Annotated in this window: 17 protein-coding genes, 1 tRNA gene and 1 pseudogene; 9 read left to right on the forward strand and 10 right to left on the reverse strand. The window is 41.3% G+C overall.

What is annotated here, in order from left to right; all coding sequences use genetic code 11:
• Nucleotides 1–122 precede the first annotated feature (122 nt).
• The 3 genes and pseudogenes from VY86_RS21075 to VY86_RS26105 all read left to right on the forward strand — a co-directional run.
• Nucleotides 123–383: a hypothetical protein gene (locus VY86_RS21075; protein ID WP_046976438.1), complete on the forward strand. Its 261-nt coding sequence runs from the start codon at nt 123–125 to the stop codon at nt 381–383.
• Nucleotides 384–391: 8 nt separating this feature from the next.
• A complete protein-coding gene (locus tag VY86_RS21080; protein ID WP_046976439.1) occupies nt 392–1063 on the forward strand; it encodes a helix-turn-helix transcriptional regulator in 672 nt (223 codons plus the stop codon).
• Nucleotides 1064–1117: 54 nt separating this feature from the next.
• A pseudogene (locus tag VY86_RS26105) lies at nt 1118–1249 on the forward strand (helix-turn-helix transcriptional regulator); the annotation flags it as partial.
• A gap of 170 nt (nt 1250–1419) precedes the next feature.
• On the opposite strand, the gene VY86_RS21085 reads toward VY86_RS26105, so the two are convergent.
• From VY86_RS21085 to VY86_RS21095, 3 genes are read right to left on the reverse strand one after another with little or no spacing between them, the layout of a single operon-like run.
• Nucleotides 1420–2676, reverse strand: coding sequence for a PTS ascorbate transporter subunit IIC (locus VY86_RS21085; protein WP_046976440.1), 1257 nt, complete (start codon nt 2674–2676; stop codon nt 1420–1422).
• A gap of 12 nt (nt 2677–2688) precedes the next feature.
• Complete coding sequence (locus tag VY86_RS21090) at nt 2689–2976, reverse strand: PTS sugar transporter subunit IIB (RefSeq protein WP_021324706.1); 288 nt, start codon at nt 2974–2976, stop codon at nt 2689–2691.
• Between the two features lie 29 nt (nt 2977–3005).
• The gene (locus VY86_RS21095) at nt 3006–3449 is read right to left on the reverse strand and encodes a PTS sugar transporter subunit IIA (protein ID WP_023046490.1); all 444 of its coding nucleotides are present in this window, start codon (nt 3447–3449) and stop codon (nt 3006–3008) included.
• A 242-nt stretch (nt 3450–3691) separates the two neighbouring features.
• Here VY86_RS21095 and VY86_RS21100 point away from each other — a divergent pair, with 242 nt between their 5' ends.
• Nucleotides 3692–4732, forward strand: coding sequence for a LacI family DNA-binding transcriptional regulator (locus VY86_RS21100; protein ID WP_046976441.1), 1041 nt, complete (start codon nt 3692–3694; stop codon nt 4730–4732).
• Between the two features lie 224 nt (nt 4733–4956).
• The gene (locus VY86_RS21105; protein WP_046976442.1) at nt 4957–6126 is read left to right on the forward strand and encodes an RNA-guided endonuclease InsQ/TnpB family protein; all 1170 of its coding nucleotides are present in this window, start codon (nt 4957–4959) and stop codon (nt 6124–6126) included.
• Between the two features lie 23 nt (nt 6127–6149).
• Here the strand turns inward: VY86_RS21105 and VY86_RS21110 are convergent, their stop codons facing one another.
• The 3 genes from VY86_RS21110 to VY86_RS21120 form a co-directional block, all read right to left on the reverse strand.
• The gene (locus VY86_RS21110; protein ID WP_021325935.1) at nt 6150–6629 is read right to left on the reverse strand and encodes an Rrf2 family transcriptional regulator; all 480 of its coding nucleotides are present in this window, start codon (nt 6627–6629) and stop codon (nt 6150–6152) included.
• A 204-nt stretch (nt 6630–6833) separates the two neighbouring features.
• Nucleotides 6834–7229 carry a nuclear transport factor 2 family protein gene (locus tag VY86_RS21115; RefSeq protein WP_046976443.1) on the reverse strand — a complete coding sequence of 132 codons (396 nt, stop codon included), beginning with the start codon at nt 7227–7229 and terminating at the stop codon, nt 6834–6836.
• Between the two features lie 180 nt (nt 7230–7409).
• Entirely contained in the window at nt 7410–8465 is a 1056-nt protein-coding gene (locus tag VY86_RS21120; RefSeq protein WP_046976444.1) for an alkene reductase, read from the reverse strand.
• Between the two features lie 369 nt (nt 8466–8834).
• Between VY86_RS21120 and VY86_RS21125 the strand changes: the two genes are divergently transcribed.
• A complete protein-coding gene (locus tag VY86_RS21125) occupies nt 8835–10556 on the forward strand; it encodes a phospholipase D-like domain-containing protein (RefSeq protein WP_046976445.1) in 1722 nt (573 codons plus the stop codon).
• Nucleotides 10557–10895: 339 nt separating this feature from the next.
• On the opposite strand, the gene VY86_RS21130 is transcribed toward VY86_RS21125, so the two are convergent.
• A complete protein-coding gene (locus VY86_RS21130; RefSeq protein ID WP_046976446.1) occupies nt 10896–12227 on the reverse strand; it encodes a D-serine ammonia-lyase in 1332 nt (443 codons plus the stop codon).
• Nucleotides 12228–12519: 292 nt separating this feature from the next.
• Nucleotides 12520–13857: a D-serine transporter DsdX gene (gene dsdX, locus VY86_RS21135; RefSeq protein WP_046976447.1), complete on the reverse strand. Its 1338-nt coding sequence runs from the start codon at nt 13855–13857 to the stop codon at nt 12520–12522.
• A gap of 242 nt (nt 13858–14099) precedes the next feature.
• On the opposite strand from dsdX, the gene dsdC reads away from it, so the two are divergent.
• Both dsdC and VY86_RS21145 read left to right on the forward strand, forming a co-directional pair.
• Entirely contained in the window at nt 14100–15038 is a 939-nt protein-coding gene (dsdC, locus tag VY86_RS21140; protein ID WP_046976448.1) for a DNA-binding transcriptional regulator DsdC, read from the forward strand.
• 749 nt (nt 15039–15787) lie between these two features.
• Nucleotides 15788–16327 (forward strand): Ail/Lom family outer membrane beta-barrel protein, encoded by a 540-nt coding sequence (locus tag VY86_RS21145; protein WP_046976449.1) that lies wholly within the window; start codon nt 15788–15790, stop codon nt 16325–16327.
• 262 nt (nt 16328–16589) lie between these two features.
• Here the strand turns inward: VY86_RS21145 and VY86_RS21150 are convergent.
• Nucleotides 16590–16665 (reverse strand) — tRNA-Lys (locus VY86_RS21150).
• Nucleotides 16666–16916: 251 nt separating this feature from the next.
• Here VY86_RS21150 and cycA point away from each other — a divergent pair.
• Entirely contained in the window at nt 16917–18323 is a 1407-nt protein-coding gene (cycA, locus tag VY86_RS21155) for a D-serine/D-alanine/glycine transporter (protein WP_046976450.1), read from the forward strand.
• A gap of 65 nt (nt 18324–18388) precedes the next feature.
• Here the strand turns inward: cycA and putP are convergent, their stop codons facing one another.
• A complete protein-coding gene (gene putP, locus VY86_RS21160; RefSeq protein WP_046976451.1) occupies nt 18389–19873 on the reverse strand; it encodes a sodium/proline symporter PutP in 1485 nt (494 codons plus the stop codon).
• Nucleotides 19874–20137 lie beyond the last annotated feature (264 nt).

A 20137-nucleotide genomic window follows, 5' to 3' on the forward strand; every position in this document is an offset into this window, starting at 1 on the left:
AAATAAAAAATCTTATTTTTTAACGAACTAACTGTTGCAATATGTTATATAATCAGGTTATTTTAGTTAGAATCATTAAAGACGCTTCCGATAATTACTTAAATGATAATTAAGGAGTTGCCATGTTAAATATAAGAAGCAAGCCAAATAATATCACCCCGCAATTAGTTTACATGTGGGAAAGAAGTAATGAAGCAGAATATGAAGAAGAATATTACCATCAGGATCAAAAAGTTATTCAAACTATGCAAAAAGTAACCTCAATGGAAACATTGACACAAACTGAGTGGGAAGTTCTTTTTCTCACCCTTCGCTCATCAGATGAAGAAAGCACCAGTGAAAAATTAATGCTGAGCACAGAATATTCAGAATACATTATATAAAAATAAATATGACTAGAAAAAATCCGACTATTTCGTCACAAATAATAAACACCTTGGAAATCAGTAACGAGCCGTGGGGAATAAAAAATAAGTCTTCCTGTTTTCTCTATGGTAATGATGCATTAATTAAACTTCAGAATATAAACAACAATTATAATTATGAAGGTAAATATGATAGTGATATTCCCTGGAAAGGCAATGAGTTTTCTGAAAATTTTATTAAACATGATTTGAAAGTAATGGAAAATGAAGAAAGTATTTTATCATTAGAAACACATGTATTTGGACGAGATAAAGTTCTATCATCCTATTTTCAAGAAAAATTTCCACTCTATGATAATAAAAACAAATGTATCGGCATCCTTTTCCATGCTTGGAAAATTCAGGATAACTCACTAACTCGGTTATTCCATAACAAACTACCCGCTTCTATTATGTTTCAATCGCCGACTCACCTCCTTACTGAGCGAGAGTGGGAGGTCGTCTTCCTTTTTCTGCAAAAATATAGCAGAAAACAAATCAGCCAATTACTTAATGTTGCTGATAAAACCATAGGTAGATACATAAGAAAGATTTATAATAAATTGGAAGTTAGTTCAGATTCACAACTGGAGGAATATTGCCGGCTAAATAGTTTTGATCTCTATGCACCAAAAAGGTTTTTATTGTCTTACTTATAAATGTCGTCTATTTATTCAAATTTTTATAAGGTAATAATGTTATAAAGGTCAAATATGAGTCAATCAGGATGTAAAAAAGTCCCTTTTATTACTCCTCAGTTAACTAATATGTGGGATAAAAGCTCAGAACCGTGGTTTGTAAAAGATAAGGAATTACGCTTTATTTATGCAAATGCAATGTTTATTTAAAATTCCCCCTAATCTGATATATGGAAAACAATAAGAAACCATTCGACCAGCATCAGCACTGATTGAATGCTTATTATGGTCAAATGGTTTGCATTAATATTTTAGTAAGAGAGATCGATACAGGGCATCTATAACCCTGTATTAACCCCAAAATCCCGATATTCCAATCAACGAACAATAACTCCCAACAGAATTCCCAATACGCCAAAATCAGCATCACTGAATGTCGTGTTAGCAATACCGATATCCCCCAGAACAGGTAGCAGGAATACAGGCAGAAAAGTTATCAGCAAACCCTGAGCAAAAGCACCGAGAATAGCACCTCTGCGGCCACCCGTCGCATTACCGAAAACCCCAGCCGCAGCTCCAACAAAGAAATGTGGTACAACACCGGGAATAATTACCGTCATACCCAATATATACAGTATAAACATACCAATGATACCGGCAATAAAACTGCTCAGGAAACCAACTAATACCGCATTAGGCGCGTAAGGGAATACAACCGGACAATCCAAAGCAGGTTTAGCATTCGGAACCAGTTTGTCAGAAATTCCTTTAAACGCGGGGACGATTTCTGCAATCACCATTCTCACACCTTGCAGTATGATATATACACCTGCGGCAAAGGTAATGGATTGCATTAGCGAGAACATAAACCCATTTCTTCCACCACTGACTTCTCTTACAAAATCACCACCGGCAAACAAGCAAGTGACTATGAAAATAATTGCCATCGTGAAAGAGATAGCAACCGGTGTATCACGCAGGAACAGCAAGCTTTTCGGTACATTCATCTCTTCCGTTGAGTGCTCTTTGTTACCCAGTTTACTGCCAATAAAACCGGATAAAACATAGGAGAGCGTGGAAAAATGCCCAATGGCAACGTCGTCAGAACCTGTCACTTTCTTCATATACTGATGAGCGATCGCCGGAAAGAAAACCATAGCAACCCCAACAACCACAGAACCAATAACCACCAGCATAGTTCCGTTGATCCCTGCGGTTGCCAGAATGACCGCGACCATCATAGACATAAACAGTGTGTGATGCCCCGTCAGGAAGATGAATTTCCACGGGGTAAAACGGGCAATCAAGATATTGATCACCATAGCAAAGAACATAATCATTGCCATTTCTTTGCCAAAACTTTTCTGCGCAATGGAAACAATCGCTTCGTTGTTTGGTACTACCCCCTGAATACCAAAAGCATGTTGGAAAATTGCAGCAAAGTCTCCCAATGAAGAGACGATTAATCCGGCCCCAGCCCCCAGGATCACAAAACCCATAATGGTTTTTATAGTGCCTTTGATACATTCAGTCACCGGCTTTTTTTGCGCGACCAGACCAATAAGCGCGATAAATCCCACTAAAATCGCAGGCTCTGACAACACATCACTCATCAGAAAATGGAAGAATTCCATGACAGCCTCCGGTCACAACGCACCAAGTTCGGCTAACGCCACGGACAGACGCGCTTTCATTGCAGCTTTATCCACCATATTGTCCAGCGCAACAATTTTGCCATCGACTGCCTGAGCAACCAGTTGTTCTGCAATATCTTTAGTACCAACAAAAATATCACTTTGAGTTGCTTTTGCTGAACCCAGATCAACATGATCAACGCTGGCATCTATCCCCATCTCTTTCAGAATATTTTTAATGCTCATTTCCATCATCAGGCTGGTACCTAGCCCATTTCCACAAACGACTGTGATTTTCATATGTTTTCCCATAGCAAAAAAATGACGAATTAATATTTGTTAATAACAGCAAGAATCTCTTCTTTACTTTTAGCCTCCATCAGCAACGCTGTATCTTGTTGATTATCAAATAGTGCAGCAAGTTGAGAAATCACTTCAATATGGCTATTGCTGTCAATCGCTGCCAAGACAATCAACAGTTTAACCGGATCATTTTCTTCAGAACCAAACTCAACGCCTTTACTAATAACGGTTAATGCTAAAGACAGCTTATTGACACCTTCCTCAGGTCTGGCATGTGGCATGGCAATTCCCGGTCCGACAACGTAATAGGGCCCAATGGCCTCATGAGAGCAATAAATAGCATCAATATAACGGAGTGAGATTGAATGATTTTCCACCAGAGGCTGGCAAGCAATAGCAATAGCTTCGCGCCAGTCTTTCGCGTCAGAGATAATTTGGATCACATCACTGGTGAGTAAAGTTTTTAGCATCGGCTTCTCCTGAAATTACATTCCGCTTTCTATCCCCTGTTCTCTACCCAGTGATATTAATCACAAATAGTAGCGCTATCTATCACTGCAATTCATTATTGTGATAGCGCTATCATTTGTTATCTGATCGATTTACCTGAATGCGAAAAACACGTCATGGTTTTTTTCCCACGACTTGCCTGAGATAAGGTAGAATCCCACCGTCAAATTCATAGCCGTTAGTTAAAAAAAGAAAAATATTGATGGAAAAGACACGAAAACGCCGTAATTCAGGGCGAGTAACATTACAAGATGTCGCTAAGTATGCTGGTGTCGGTTCAATGACGGTTTCTCGTGCATTGAGAACACCAGAAATGGTATCGGATAAATTACGGGAAAAAATTGAACGGGCCATACAGGAATTAGGCTATATCCCCAATGGCGCTGCCGGCGTACTTGCCTCAGGCCAAAGCAATATCATCGCGGTTCTTGTTCCATCTCTGACAGACAGAGCCAGCGCCACATTTATACAATCCCTGCAACAGGTGCTGAATAAACATTCCTTCCAGGTTTTACTCGGATGTCATGAATATAACCGTAATAAAGAAGCCGAAATTATCATGACATTGCTGCAAAGCAACGCAGCCGCATTGGTTATATTCGGTTCTCAACTGGCAGATAAAATCTATAACAACATTTCTCATATCAATATCCCGATTATCAATGTCGCGGGATCTCATCGACAACAAACAACAATCAATATAGAAACGGATTTTTCCGCAGCAGCTTATACCCTGACTGAACATATGCTGAGTAAAGGTCGGAAACATATTGGTTATATTGGCGCACAAATGGATAATCGTTTGCAAAATCAGCAAATTAATGGCTGGAATAAAGCCATGTTACATCACTATCAGAACGCAGACCAAAATATCACTACACCGGATGCTGCCAGTATGCAATTTGGTTGTCAGGCAATCGCTGAAATGTTATTACGTCAACCGGAATTGGAAGGCGTGATTTGCAGCCATGAAGTGATTGCCTTAGGAGTCATGTTTGAATGTCAACGTCGTCTGCTTAAAATACCGGCTGATCTGGCTGTTGCCTGCCTGGAAGGCTCTGATAACTGCGATCACACACAACCAACACTGACATCAATCCGCATTGACTACCCTAAAATAGGAAAGGACACAGGAAAATGGCTGGTAAAACTGCTTAATAAACAGGGTGAAGATGAGCCAGAATATCAAAATAATCAATATCACCTGTTTTCGTATAAGTTTGAGCCAAGACAAAGTATTTAACGGAGTTGAAAATCCCAGTAAGATGTCACAAACTGCCACAAGAGCCTATAAAAGCGCTAATTATTTAGCAAAAACCGCCGTAAACCCTCGTCCAGTGCGGACGGGGATATCAGGCGAAAAGCCCAGAGGGCTTTAGGGCTGGCGACTCCGACGTCTCCTGACTGAATTGATATCTGCCGGTAAAACAGGCTAAAATGAATGCACTTTATCAATGAGCGCTGAACATGTTAAGAGCGACCAAAGTCCGCCTCTACCCCACACCCGAACAGGCCGAGTATCTTAACGGCCAGTTCGGTGCGGTCCGTTTTGCGTACAACAAGGCGCTGTACATCAAAAAGCATACTTACAAACGTCACGGCGTAAGTTTAAATCCGCGCAAAGACCTCAAACCGTTACTGGCGGTCGCGAAGAAATCCCGCAAGTATGCCTGGCTCAAGACATATGACGCCATCGCGTTACAGCAGGCGGTGATCAATCTGCATACCGCATTTGATAATTTCTTCAATCCGAAGTTGCGCGCCCAATTTCCCACGTTCAAACGCAAACAGGGCAAGCAATCGAGCTATCACTGTGTTGGGGTGAAAGTGCTGGAGGGTGCGGTGAAGCTCCCGAAATTGTCACCGATAAAGGCGCGGATACACCGAGAAATTGAAGGGGAAGTGAAGAGCATTACGCTGTCCCGAACCGCCACGGGAAAATATTTCGCCGCTATCCTGTGTGACGATGGAAAAGATGCGCGGGAAAAGCCGGGCGTTATCACCCACGTGACCGGTTGCGATATGGGTTTGTCCCACTATCTTATCGAGTCGAACGGGGAGAAGGTCAATAACCCGCGTCACCTTATCAACGCCACCCGTAACCTGCGTCGAAAGCAGAAATCGCTGTCCCGCAAACAAAAGGGCAGCGCTAACCGTAGCAAGGCCCGATTACGTCTGGCGGCAGTCCATGAGCGGATAGCCAATGCCCGCGCCGATTTTCAACACAAACTCTCCCGAACAATGGTTGACGAAAACCAAGCGATAATTGTTGAGACGCTGAAATCGGCCAGCATGATGAAGAATCACCACCTTGCCCGCGCTATCGGGGATGCGGGCTGGAATAGTTTCCTGATGAAATTGGAATACAAAGCCGCAGCAGCGGGGGTCCACCTGGTGAAACTGGATCAGTGGTTCGCCAGTTCGAAAACCTGTCATTGTTGCGGTCACAAAGTGCCGGAAATGCCGCTGCATAAGCGGATCTGGTCATGCGCTTTCTGCCGAGTCGAACATGACCGCGATATCAATGCGGCGCTCAACATCCAGAGCAAGGGCACGAGAGAATTACAGGCGGCGGGGCTCGTCGTCTCTGCCCACGGAGGCCAGCGTAAATCCGTCATAAAGACGGTTGCGGCCTGAGAAGTGGGAAGCCTCGCCGTTTTTTACGGCGGGGAGCAGTCACTCTGCTGACAATTTAGATCATGTGGCTTAAAAGGAAAACCCGCGCAGTCTTCAACCCGATTTACTATGTCAGCAATTGTCGTTTCAGCCAGGGTAGCTTCCAATACACAGGTAATACGCGAGAACTCATCTTCCAAAACCGGAGTGATATTGTGTCCGATATAACATTTGGGATTGGGTTTGGAACGGTGCAACGTGAAATATAATGGATCTTCAACTGTACGATAAACATCCAGTAATGAGACCTGCTCCGGTGGCCGGGCCAGTAACGCTCCCCCACCCTGACCCATTTGCGAATAGGTCAACCCGGCCTCGGCAAGGGCTCCCAAAAGCCGGCGAACGACAGTCGGGTTAGTATTCACACTTTTTGCGATATCTTCGGAGCGTACAGCTTGGCCATGATGAAGCGCAATATCAGTGAGAATATGAATAGCCACGGCAAAACGAGTAGATGTCGGCACTGGAAGACCCTGTATATCTTAAGGATGTCATTGAGAATAGCAGAAAATAAGAAAAAAGTTATATGATATGTCACTAATTTCGCCGCATAGTAAATAGTGAAATTCAGGATGTCAATCTGTCTGATTAACATTCCTGCTCCTCCCGATCTGTTACCACATAATCATTATCTGGTTTAGCTAGTGTGGCGAGCTTGATATATCAGGTTAGATACGATCTGCATGGGCGCGTTCAATCTGAAGAGTATCGGCAACCTGCTGTAATTTAATTAACTGACCATCCCGTACTGTCCATATATGGACGAAACGAGAAATAAATCGTTTGCCTTTCTTTATTCGTCCCAAGTAATTACCCAACACAATAACATGATCACCTGACTCGAAATATTCAGAGCCATCTGCAACGAATTCATCAGTATCGTTAAAAAGTGGCACAAAAAAATTGTTTAATATATCTTCAATTCCTTCATAAACTCCACTATATCGGGAACCTTCGGTAATATCCCAAATAACGTCATTCCCCATGATCTGGCGAAGAATATCGACATCACCCATAGAATCGTAAAAACGACGAACAATAGATATATTTAATGAATCTGACATTGATACCTCTCCTTCAAATTACCTCGCGTTGATAATAGGGTCGACTCTGGTAAAACGAGCCGACCTGATATTCTGGGATGTTCAGTAAAAATTCAATAGAACTTTTAATTTACATCCCTGGAAAATAACCCGAACATCTTTCATCTTAGGCTATCCATTGCGGGTAAGATATCCCCTTACCTAGGTAAGCACAGGATAATCGGTATAGCCCACGGGCCCAGGCACCATAAAGGTTTCCGGTTGTTGTTCGTTAAATGGTCCTGCAACTAAAAGCCGGTAAGGTAAGTCTGGATTAGAGATGAACAAGTGACCGAAAGCCACCGCATCAGCCCTACCGTCAGCAAGCGCTTGTGCAGCACTCTCTCTTGTCAGTTCCTCATTGGCAATATAGGTTGACCCAAAGACTTCTTTTATCATCTTGCCCAAATCACCGTCAACAACAGGATCACGCGAGAAAATGAAAGCAATTCCACGTTTACCCAGTTCACGCGCGACGTATCCGAAAGTCACCATAGGATTGGAATCCGCCATGGAGTAATAACCACCACGTGGTGACAAATGCATACCAACACGAGATGCTCCCCAGACTGAAATGCAAGCATCTGTTACTTCAAGCATCAACCGGGCCCGGTTTTCTACTGAACCGCCGTACTGATCCGTGCGCAGATTAGCATTATCTTGCAAAAATTGATCGAGCAAATAGCCATTGGCGCCATGTATTTCCACGCCATCAAATCCTGCCGCTTTCGCATTTTCCGCTCCGCGTCTGAACATCTCAACAATGCCGGGAATTTCATCAGACTCCAGAGCCCGCGGAACGACAAAGGGGCGTTTTGGACGTAATAAGCTGATATGACCATCAACTGCAATCGCGCTTGGAGCCACTGGCTGTTCCCCATTAAGGAAAATGGGATCCGATACCCGCCCCACATGCCAAAGCTGCATAAAAATACGCCCACCGGCAGCATGTACCGCATCCGTAACTAACCGCCACCCAGCAACTTGTTCGTCTGACCAAATGCCAGGAGTATCAGCGTAACCCACGCCCTGTGGCGTTACTGAAGTCGCTTCACTGATAATCAAACCAGCAGATACGCGCTGAACATAGTATTCCACCATCAGAGCATTGGGAATACGTCCTTCTCCCACGGCACGGCTACGTGTCAGAGGAGCCATAATGATACGATTCGGCAAGTCGAGATCACCAATGCGAATTGGGTCAAAAAGTGTAGGCATATTTTTTTCTCTCATATGGACTAAATAAATGCACTTCGTTGCAAATCATCAATAGGTACATAATCAGGTAATACCACCAGCAAACAACATCGGTCAGGGAATGTATTCATTCGCAAACCTTCAGCAACGGGGGGATCCGCCGATATGAATTAATGTAACTTACACAGTTACATTAAACAAGAGGGATCTGATGTCAGATGTCAGGATATCTGCCAAATGATAATGCATGGATAGAAGTTGTATGCCAGCCCAATTTTATCTTTTTTAGCCCTCCCCCCTCAAAAATTAGCTATGATTACAAATGGCTTGCCTGATGCTGGCAGGCTGTTGATTGATATGTAAGAAAATTATTGCGAGGAGGATACCTATATGAATTTATTGGATGGTTTACAAAAAAAACTGGACGGTTACTTTAATAAAACAAGTGAAATCAACTATGTAAAAATATTTGATACTCCCAAAATATGGGGGCTTCCTTTTGGAAAAGAGATAATGCCACAGGCGGTTAAAAGAGCAGCGGAATTTGAAGATGCTATTGTAAACATTCTGGAAAACATGCGTTATCGCTGCGATATTTCTTCCTTAAATGCCCCGGATGCAGAGTGGAGAAAAGTTATCCTATCAGCTATTGATAGCGCATTTACCAAAAAAATAAACAGGAAGGATAGAACTCAGATAAGGTTCTTATTCGCTCAAACACCGACATCTTTGTTAAACGGTGTGAATTCATACTTTGAAGGTACCCCTGAATATCTGGCATTGAAGAGTGATATTATTAAATTAATTCAAGAAAGGAGAGATCATTGGGAGTGTATACCTGAAATATGGATTGGTCGGTTTTACAGGATAGTAGACGGACTTAAAGTATCATTAGAGAAGAAAGTACTACCAGAGGAAATGTTTCCAGAAGATGATACCAGAATGACATGGAATCATACAAAAATTATCGCAGTTGATGGAATTGAGTCATTTGTCGGCGGCCATAATTTAAATATGGATCTTTTTAAAAATTACCCTCCAGTTCATGATGTCTCTGTTAAAGTTATAGGAACGGCATCATTAAGCTCACAATTATTTTTAAATAACATGTGGGAGGCTAATACAGACCTCTTAACTAAAGAATTCTTTGATATAGATGAAAATAGATGGGTTAATGCAAATGGTCTTGTGGGAAGGCCGGAAGATCCATTAAAAAAAGAGCGCGTTACTGAATATATCGATAGAAAAAAAGAAGAGAGCCTAAAAAATCCACCTAAGGACCCAGAATATAAAAAAACAAGCAGGATATTATCCGTAGGTAAATATTGGTCTGGGCCTGATATGCGAACGGATTATAAAAAAGGCTCTGAAATAATGAAAGAGTTTATAATAAAGAATGCAAAGAAAAAAATCCGCATGTCCCAACAGGATCTTGTCAGTGCATGGAAAAAACAATGGCGAGATCACCATGTGTGCCGATGGTTGATCGAAGCATTACTCTCCAACCCCGAGCTAGAAGTTCAAATTGTTGTATCGCCACTTGATGCAGCAGCAGGTGCTGCCGGTGATCAATATTCTTTTGGTTCTGGAGCCAAAAGAACGTTTGAAATATTTAAATACTATTTGACACATGATGAACATACCGATAGGAAGCTCGAAGATCCAGATGGAATCAGGCAAGCCGCACTGAAAAGAATAGAGGTTGCCCCTTTTTTCTTTACAGACAAAGTCCCTGAAGATCTTTTGATTGAAGGTACTACATACAAATGGCCAACCCCAGATGAGAATTCTTATACTGCTACGCTAAAAGAACCATCTCTTTCTGAAAGACCTCCACAGATAGGTGCTATAGGACGCCCATTCCGATCCTTAATTAAAGCAAGTGGTCCGGTATATCCCAAAGTTCCCCCCGCTCCTGGGAATCATGCAAAAGTGACAATAATTGATGATGAACTTTACGTGGTTGGTTCTGATAATCTCTATCCGGGTTATCTTTCGGAGTTCAACTATCTTATTGAGGGAGAAGATGCGGTGAAAGCTTTCATAGAATCCTACTGGGAACCACTGTGGAAATACTCAAGAACACATGCATTTAATCACAAAAATACTTGATGTAAGTAACAAGTGTATTGATATATTCCCGCCAAATGCGGGCGGGAATATAACTGAAAAAACATTAAGGAGATGACTTTTCAGAGTGGGACACCAAATCAAAGCGTTTTTCAGCAATAGCCTAGAATACGGCAAGACATCGACCGGATTGCCCCTGTGAAAGATGCCATTTTCAAATAATTTGGGTTTGAAGCCCGATGAAAATCACTTAATGTGGATTGAAAACCGCTGTTGATTGCAGGTCATGACTAATACAGATAAAAAGACCCGATTTTGAACAGATTCACCAACGAATCACATTCATAATACAAACATCGGGTACTTTCAAATCATTTACGATTAGATTTTAGCTGCATCCAGGTATTTTATCATTTCATCATCAGGCACCATACCGCCGCCGGTTGCCCAGACCAGATGTGTAGCCTGTTTCATCTTGTCCACCGAAAGGTTTTTACTATTCAGGTAATCAAGGTTTTCACTAACACGAGCAGGACCAGCCATCCCAACTAACGCCGAAGGCTCCAACCGGATACCCTCATCACGATTAAGTAAGCCCAACAAGTTATACATTTCCTGATCATGAACGGTATAAAAACCATCCAGCAAGCGTTCCATAGCACGCCCAACAAAGCCGGAAGCCCTTCCTACCGCAAGACCATCAGCAGCAGTAATATTGTCGATGCCAATATCCTGTACACAAATACTGTCGTGCAGACCGGTATATACACCCAACAACATACAGGGGGAATGGGTGGGTTCAGCAAAAATGCAATGCACATGATCACCAAAAGCCAGCTTCAATCCGAACGCGACACCGCCAGGACCACCACCAACGCCACACGGCAGGTAAACGAATAATGGGTGATCTTCATCAACTACTCTATTCATTTGCTCAAGCTGTGCTTTTACCCGTGCACCCCCGACAGAATACCCCAAAAACAACGTTTGGGAGTTTTCATCGTCGATAAAGAAACAGTTGGGGTTAGATTCCGCTTCTTTACGGCCCTGGGCCACGGCCACCCCATAATCTTGTTTATATTCCACGACATTAACCCCATGTGAACGTAGCTTTTGCTTCTTCCATTCACGGGCATCGGCAGACATGTGCACACTGACATTAAAACCCAGCTTCGCACTGATAATACCTATGGATAACCCCAAATTACCGGTGGAGCCTACAGCAATGCTGTATTGATTAAAAAACTGCCTGAACTCTTCTGAAAACAGTTTGCTGTAATCATCGTTTTCAGAAAGCAAACCAGCTTGTAATGCTAATTTTTCCGCGTGAGTCAATACTTCATAAATTCCACCACGGGCTTTAATCGAACCAGAAATGGGCAAGTGGCTATCTTTTTTGAGCAAAACTTTTCCTGCGATATCCACACCATAATGTTGCTCCAGTGTTTTCTGCATCGCAGGAATAGCGACTATCTCTGATTCAATAATGCCATGTGTAGCTTCTATTTCTGGGAAAGCTTTACATAAATAAGGTGCAAAACGATTCAGGCGTGCTTCAGCATCCCCGACATCATTAGCATCCAAACCCACGAAAGGTAATCCCTCTTTAAAAGTAGTGTTACAAGGGTTAAACCAGAAGATTTCCTCCAATTCCATTAAATTTTTTACTAACGGATACTCATTTAGTAATTGTTGAATTTCAGTACTTTTCATTTATGTGTTAACCCAAGATTGGTGTTTCCCTGGTATATAAAAAAACAACTCTTACTTTTTTAATTATTAAAACTATTATATTCAATATGTTATGGTTACTACGATTTTCTACAAAACATCAGCACATCACAGTTTATCTATTTTTTATCTTCCCCTTATTTTGATTACTACGGTTACTGTTTATTTTTTATTATTTTAGCTATAAATCTGCCTATTTTATAGGCTTCCCTGGTACTGACACATTCGCACTTCTTATTCTTATTTTTCAAAACTGAGCTATTATTCCCTCTCATTACACGATGGTAGAAAGAAGAAATGTCCCAGCCAACGCAACAATAGATGCAACAAATGTTGCGGTTGTATAGTATTTAAAAGTTTCACTGAGCGTTGCGCCACAATACTGCTTAACCAACCAAAACAGCGAATCAGTTACAATAGTACAGCCAATAGCCCCGGAACCAATAGCTAACGCAATAATTTCAGGGCTGATATCCGGATATAACGGCAATATTGGTGAAACAATCGCTGTCGCACCCATCATTGCTACAGTTGCTGAACCAACCGCTGCATGCAAAATAATAGCAACCAACCAAGATAAAAGAATTGGATGCATATCCAGGCCCGACAAAACAACGGCCAGCGTATCACTAAGCCCACTTGCTTTCAGAATGCAATTGAATGCTCCGCCTGCGCCGATAATCAATAAGATATTAGCGATAGAGGCGAAACAATCTTCCGTCTTCGTCAACAGTGTACTCATGCCCATATTTTGCCTGATGCCCAAAGTATAATAGGCAACAAACGCGGCAATAAACATGGCTGTAATAGGGTTGCCGATAAATTCCAACATCGTATAAAACGTGGTGCCTTTTTCCATATTTAATTCGGCAGCGGTTTTAATCAGCATTAACCCAATTGGCAATAACACAGTAAATAATGTCATGCCTAAAGAGGGTAAATTTTCTTCCTTGTGAACTTTAATTTCAGAAAATTCAGCCGGAACCGATTTAAAAGGCAGACGGCTACCGAGAAATTTCTGGAATAATGAGCCGCTAATTAAAGCAGCAAACAGAGCAACGACCAGCCCATAAACAATGACTGAACCAATATCCGCACCCAGTTTATTCGTCACAAATAATGCGGCCGGGTGTGGAGGAACAATACAGTGAACCGCCATCAATGCTGTGCATAATGGGATCGCTAATTTCAACAGTGATGTGTTGGTTTTCCTGGCAATAGAAAACGCTAGTGGGATTAACAATACTACCCCCACTTCAACAAACAGCGTAATACCACAAACCAGACCAATCAGTACCATAATGATGTCTGGTGAAAGCCATCGGCATTTTTGCAATGTGATACCAATGCGCTCTGCTGCGCCGGATATCTCCATCATCTTACCAAGAATGGTTCCCAGACCAATCATCGCAGCCAAAAAACCCAGCGTACCACCAATCCCCTTCTCAATGGCACTTACCATCTCAACAGGGTTCATTCCCATCAATGCACCGACATAAAAACTTGCCAACAATAGCGCCAAAAAAGGGTGAATTTTTAATTTAATTATCGTAAATACAATTAACACAATACTTGTGAGTAAGGTACCTATCACCCAAGGTTGTGAATCCATTCAATCATTCCTCACAGTTAGCCTCTGCTCGTTACATGCATTTTTACTATTGAATATGAATATTCAATTTTTGACAAATGATTAATACATAGCCATGCATGAGCCAGATTGAGCCAATTCAGTGATGCAGATCAAATTTTTCACTTTATTTGAGATTTAAATCACTAAAACTATCTGAAACATGCCGCCTTAATGGTACGGTTGCATTATCCCGTCGTCGATGAAACAGAAACATTATAAATATGTACACAGATGATAATTTCATGGTTGTAAATAAGCTACTCAATGGAAACCAGTTATCAAAACTGCATACATTTGAAATAGCGGCCCGTCACTGCTCTTTTGCTCTGGCTGCTGATGAGCTAGCTATCAGTGCCAGTGCAGTCAGCCATCGAATCAGTTCACTGGAACAAGAACTGGGGTTCAAACTTTTCCAACGTTTTCACAGAAAGATTGAATTAACTTGTGAAGGAAAGCGTTTATTTTGGACAATTAAATCAACTCTGGAGCATTTGAATCAAGAAATTCTGGAAATAAAAAATCAGGAGTTATCGGGTAATCTGACGATTTACTCCCGTCCTACCTTTACTCAATGCTGGTTAGTTCCCAAATTAGCTGCTTTTAATCAGCTATATCCGTCCATTAATTTGAACATTCTGGTCGGTAACGAAAATGTGAATTTCCGCGGTTATGGTATCGATCTTGCGATTTACTTTGATGATATTATGTCTAATGAGCTATCACATCAATATCTGATGAGTGAATACATTACTCCAGTCTGTAGTCCACAATATGCAGAAAAGCATAACCTGATGGGAAATATCGATAATCTGCAATACTGTACACTATTGCATGATAAACAAGCATGGAGCTACGATTCTGATACCAAGGAATGGAACACTTGGACAGAACACTTTGGCATTACACTAGACCCATCACAAAAGTGTATAGTCTTCGATCGCTCTGACTTAGCTGCCGTCGCTGCAATGCACCACGCGGGTGTTGCAATGGGAAGAAAAAATATGATTTGGGAAAAAATTGAAAATAACGAATTAGTCGCACCCTTTCCCAACACCGAAGTGCTATGTAAACAGTATTACTATACCTGTACCCTACCCCAACAACAGAATGAGAAAGTCAATGCATTTATTCAATGGTTGAAATCAACCATAAACGAATAAAAATATAGCCAGCCATTAATAGATACATCAATTCATTCTGTTTTAAGTGGCGATTACTCATCGCCACAGAATTTAACAAGGAATTTCAAGCACAATGATAAAGGCTGAACTCCCTCTTCTGCAAAGTCCAGCCCTATTAACGTAAATTTAATCTTTGGTGATGATAATTAAAGCAGTCAGCAACTTGTCGTTCATAAGGTAACTATGAATCTTTATCACAACTTTCGGCTATAAAAATAGACATTCCTATATTATTAGACTATTTAGTTAGCTAACTCAGTAAAATTTATTCATTTTTAACTTGCTTACGTCTGGCAACCATTCTTATCGAATTATATAGAAATAGATCAAATTATTTTTCTGCTAATTGTAATAAACGACCCATATTTAATTTCATTTGTTACAATTGGAATAAAACACATAAATTAGTGTTTTTCTGAATATAGAAATAAGGAATCTTTAGTATGGATAACTTATTGGCAAGAAAAGAGGAAAAAATCCCCAACCAATAATTGATGAATATTACAACAATAAAGAAATTATTTATGTTAATTAAAGTCATCCTTCTCTGCTGCTATCCACTAGGAAAAAATAATAATAATAGTTAGTTAATCTCGTATAAAATATAAAATTCACCAAAAAATATATACTAATAGTCTAAGTTATGATATTTATTATAGTCGTTGGTAAGAAAGTCATTCAAATAGTTATAAATTAGTTTACTTAGAAATTATATAGAGTGTAATTAAATGCAAAAACTTTTATTAAGCTGTGGCGCTATTTTTTCTGTATTTGCAATAACTTTACCTGCTCAAGCTGAACAACATACAGCTTCTATCGGGTATGCCCATGTGAAACCACAAGACGTTAAAGCGCTAAATGGCGCGACACTGAGTTACCGATATGAATTGGATGATCAATGGGGAGTGTTATCATCGTTCACCTTTGCTAAAGGAGATGAAAAGGAAACAACAGAACGCCAAGAGATTGATATTAAATATTATTCTTTGATGACTGGCCCAACTTATAGAATTAACGATTATATCAGTTTATACAGTCAGATAGGATTATCCAGAATGAACCTGAAATGGTCCGATAGCGATGATAATACAAATGGAAAATCAGAAGAAAATGCCTTAGGTTGGGGAGCTGGCTTTATTATAAACCCAACAACGAATACATCGATTACAGCCGGTTACGAAGGCAGCCGCTTTGATATTAAAGACGGTGTAGATAAATATAAAATTTCCACCAATGGCTTTAACATAAGCGTCGGCTATCGTTTCTAATTTAAGCACTCAACAACCACCGACTAAAGTCGGTGGTTGTTGAGTTTGTGAAAAGAATAATTTTTGATATGAGCCTTGAGATTAAAAATGGAGCAATATTTAACCATTTTTAATCTCAAGGTTTTTTTGTTCTTGTATGCTGCTTGTTTTATACAGCAATTACATTAACTCGTTATACTTTCTATTACTTTGAAAGGGTATCCTATAGGTATCCTTGAAAAAGAAAAGGACTCACAATATTAGCGTAAGTCCTTGTTAAATCTGGTGGGTCGTGGGAGGCTCGAACTCCCGACCAATTGATTAAGAGTCAACTGCTCTGCCGACTGAGCTAACAACCCAATGTGAACGATTATTCTCCTATACAAAGCTACCGTCAATATCTTATTACTCTTTTTTGCTAAACGAATAATTCATATTCAATCCCAAGAGTATTAATAAGTTAAATTGTAACCAATTTGTTTTTAACGTGAGATCAAGCTGTTATTATTATAGTAATCTGTGTCACAATATTTTTCGCAAACATCATCACATATAAGGCCACTTAAAGAGCCGTAACAATTTACCTAAGAAAATATTGGACACTTCTATTATGGCAGAAAAAATACACTCTACGCTTTCCACTGAAACCGGGGAAACACAACTACAACGCAATCTAAGCAATCGGCATATACAACTTATTGCTATCGGTGGCGCCATTGGCACGGGCCTGTTTATGGGATCAGGGAAAACAATCTCTCTTGCCGGGCCATCGATTATATTCGTCTATATGATTATCGGCTTCATGCTGTTTTTCGTTATGCGCGCAATGGGCGAACTCCTGCTCTCGAACCTGCAATATAAATCATTCAGTGATTTTTCCGCAGATTTACTGGGGCCCTGGGCTGGTTTTTTTGTCGGCTGGACTTACTGGTTCTGTTGGGTCATTACCGGCATCGCCGATGTCGTCGCCATCACCTCATATATCAGCTATTGGCAACCCGATTTTCCGCAATGGATCACCTCCCTGCTCTGCGTTTCCCTATTACTGGCCCTAAATTTGGCAACAGTGAAATTATTCGGCGAAATGGAATTCTGGTTCGCCATGATAAAAATAGTTGCCATTGTCGCGTTAATTATGATAGGCGTGGTTTTGATTGGCATGCATTTTCAATCCCCTGCGGGTCATACCGCCTCACTGACAAATATATGGAATGATGGTGGATTATTTCCAACAGGGTTAAGTGGATTTTTCGCCGGGTTCCAGATAGCAATATTCGCCTTTGTGGGAATTGAATTAGTGGGTACCGCTGCCGCGGAAACTAAAGATCCAATGAAATCACTTCCCAGAGCAATTAATGCTATCCCGGTTCGTATTATCACCTTCTACGTGCTGGCACTGATAATTATCATGTCAGTCACACCGTGGCGTTCAATCATTGCAGACAAAAGCCCTTTTGTTGAGCTGTTCGTTCTGATTGGTTTACCCGCTGCCGCCAGTATCGTGAACTTCGTAGTATTAACTTCTGCCGCATCTTCAGCAAACAGTGGTGTTTTCTCCACCAGCCGTATGCTGTTTGGACTGGCAAAAGAAGGTGATGCACCACAGCAATTTAGCCGCCTTTCACGCCGTTCCGTGCCCGCGTCAGGATTAATTTTCACCTGTTTATGTTTATCCTGTGGTGTGGTGCTGATTTATTTAATTCCTGATGTAATGCATGTATTTACCTTGGTGACAACCGTTTCAGCCATTCTGTTTATGTTTGTCTGGAGTATGATCCTGTGTTCATATCTGGTTTACCGGAAACGTCGCCCTGCATTACATAAAGCTTCAATATATAAAATGCCGCTGGGGATTATTATGTCGTGGGTCTGTCTGGCATTTTTTGCATTTGTTCTGGTATTGCTCACATTACGGGATGATACTCGCCAGGCATTAATCATCACACCCGTTTGGTTTCTGGTATTAATTATTGGTTTTCAAATTGTAAAGAAACGTAAAACCCGCTTATATAGCTAACTTATTTAAAGGTTAAGGTTAATGTGAAGGCATTTCGCCTTCACAATTTCCGGTTTTACTTTAAATCACTTAGTTTTGTATTGCGCTTCAGCATCAATAAAACGCTGTTGTGTTTCTCTGCTTGGTGCTTTACCCAACAGACTCACAACGACAATCGCAATAGAGGCAAAGATAAAGCCAGGGATAATTTCATACAACGCAAACCACTGGTACTTCATCCACACCAATACGGTTATTGCACCCACCAACATACCCGCCAGTGCGCCATTGCGTGTCATACGCTTCCAGACAACAGAGATCAGTACCACCGGCCCGAACGCTGCGCCGAATCCGGCCCAGGCATTACTTACCAGTGCCAGCACTTTATTATCAGGATTAGTTGCTATTACCATAGCGACGGCTGCCACCAATAGCACCATAAAACGCCCCACCCATACCAGCTCTTTCTGGCTGGCAGATTTGCGGATAAAGGGCTTATAAAGATCTTCAGTCAATGCACTTGCACATACTAGCAACTGGCAACTAAGAGTACTCATCACCGCAGCCAGAATCGCCGACAATAAAATGCCCGCTATCCACGGATTAAACAAAACAACTGCCAGTTCCATAAAGATACGCTCACGATTTGCTGTAACTGGACCTGCCAGATCTGGATGCACTTCAAAATAAGCAATACCAAAGAAACCGACAGAAATCGTTCCTGCCAGGCATAACACCATCCAGGTCATACTGATGCGACGAGCTTTACGGACAGTGTGATGGGAATCTGCCGCCATAAAACGCGCCAAAATATGCGGCTGACCAAAATAACCTAATCCCCAACCCAATAGCGAGATAATAGCGACAAAATTCAACCCCTTAAACATATCCAGATAAGCGGGGTTTTTCGCTGCTATCAAAGCAATAGAAGTATCAATGCCGCCGATAGAGAAAATAACGATAACCGGGGTCAGGATAAGAGCGAAGATCATTAACGATGCCTGGACAGTATCCGTCCAGCTGACAGCCAGGAAGCCACCGAGGAATGTATAGGCAATCGTTGCCGCGGCGCCAAGCCACATGGCTTTCTGATAACTGATACCGAAAGTGCTTTCAAATAACAATCCTCCGGCAACAGCGCCAGAAGCACAATAAATAGTAAAGAAGATCAGGATAACCAGTGCGGAAATAATGCGCAGGATCTTACTGCTATCTTCAAAACGACTGGTGAAATAATCGGGTAGCGTCAGCGCATTGTTATTGACTTCCGTCTGGATCCGTAACCTGCCCGCAACTAATTTCCAGTTCAGGTAAGCGCCTAAAGCAAGGCCAATCGCTATCCAACTTTCTGAAACCCCAGCGAAATAAACTACGCCAGGCAAACCCATTAATAGCCAGCCACTCATATCCGAAGCACCGGCAGACAAAGCCGTTACCACGCTACCTAATCGCCTTCCTCCCAAGATATAGTCATCAAAATTTTTGGTTGAGCGATAAGCCAAAAAGCCTATCAACAACATTCCAGTAATGTAGACAATAAAGGTGATTAGCATTGGTGTATTTACTGTCATGCAGGTTCTCCATAGTGTTATCTGTGTTTTGCAAAGCCGCAGTTCTCCTGGGGACACAGAGTTTTCCCTGTCAGGTTCAGGAACGTTGCACCTGATTGCACCTAAAGATGGTTTATAATTTTAAATTGAAATAATTATTTTTGTAACAAATTAGAAAGTCACAATGAATCCTAGATTAGCATCAGGTAATTTAACAACTAATTAACGCCATTTTTTACAAGAAACGTTTGCTGAATCACATTTATTTGATTTAAAGGTTATACT

It is taken from the genome of Photorhabdus thracensis (assembly GCF_001010285.1).
Lineage (GTDB): Bacteria > Pseudomonadota > Gammaproteobacteria > Enterobacterales > Enterobacteriaceae > Photorhabdus > Photorhabdus temperata.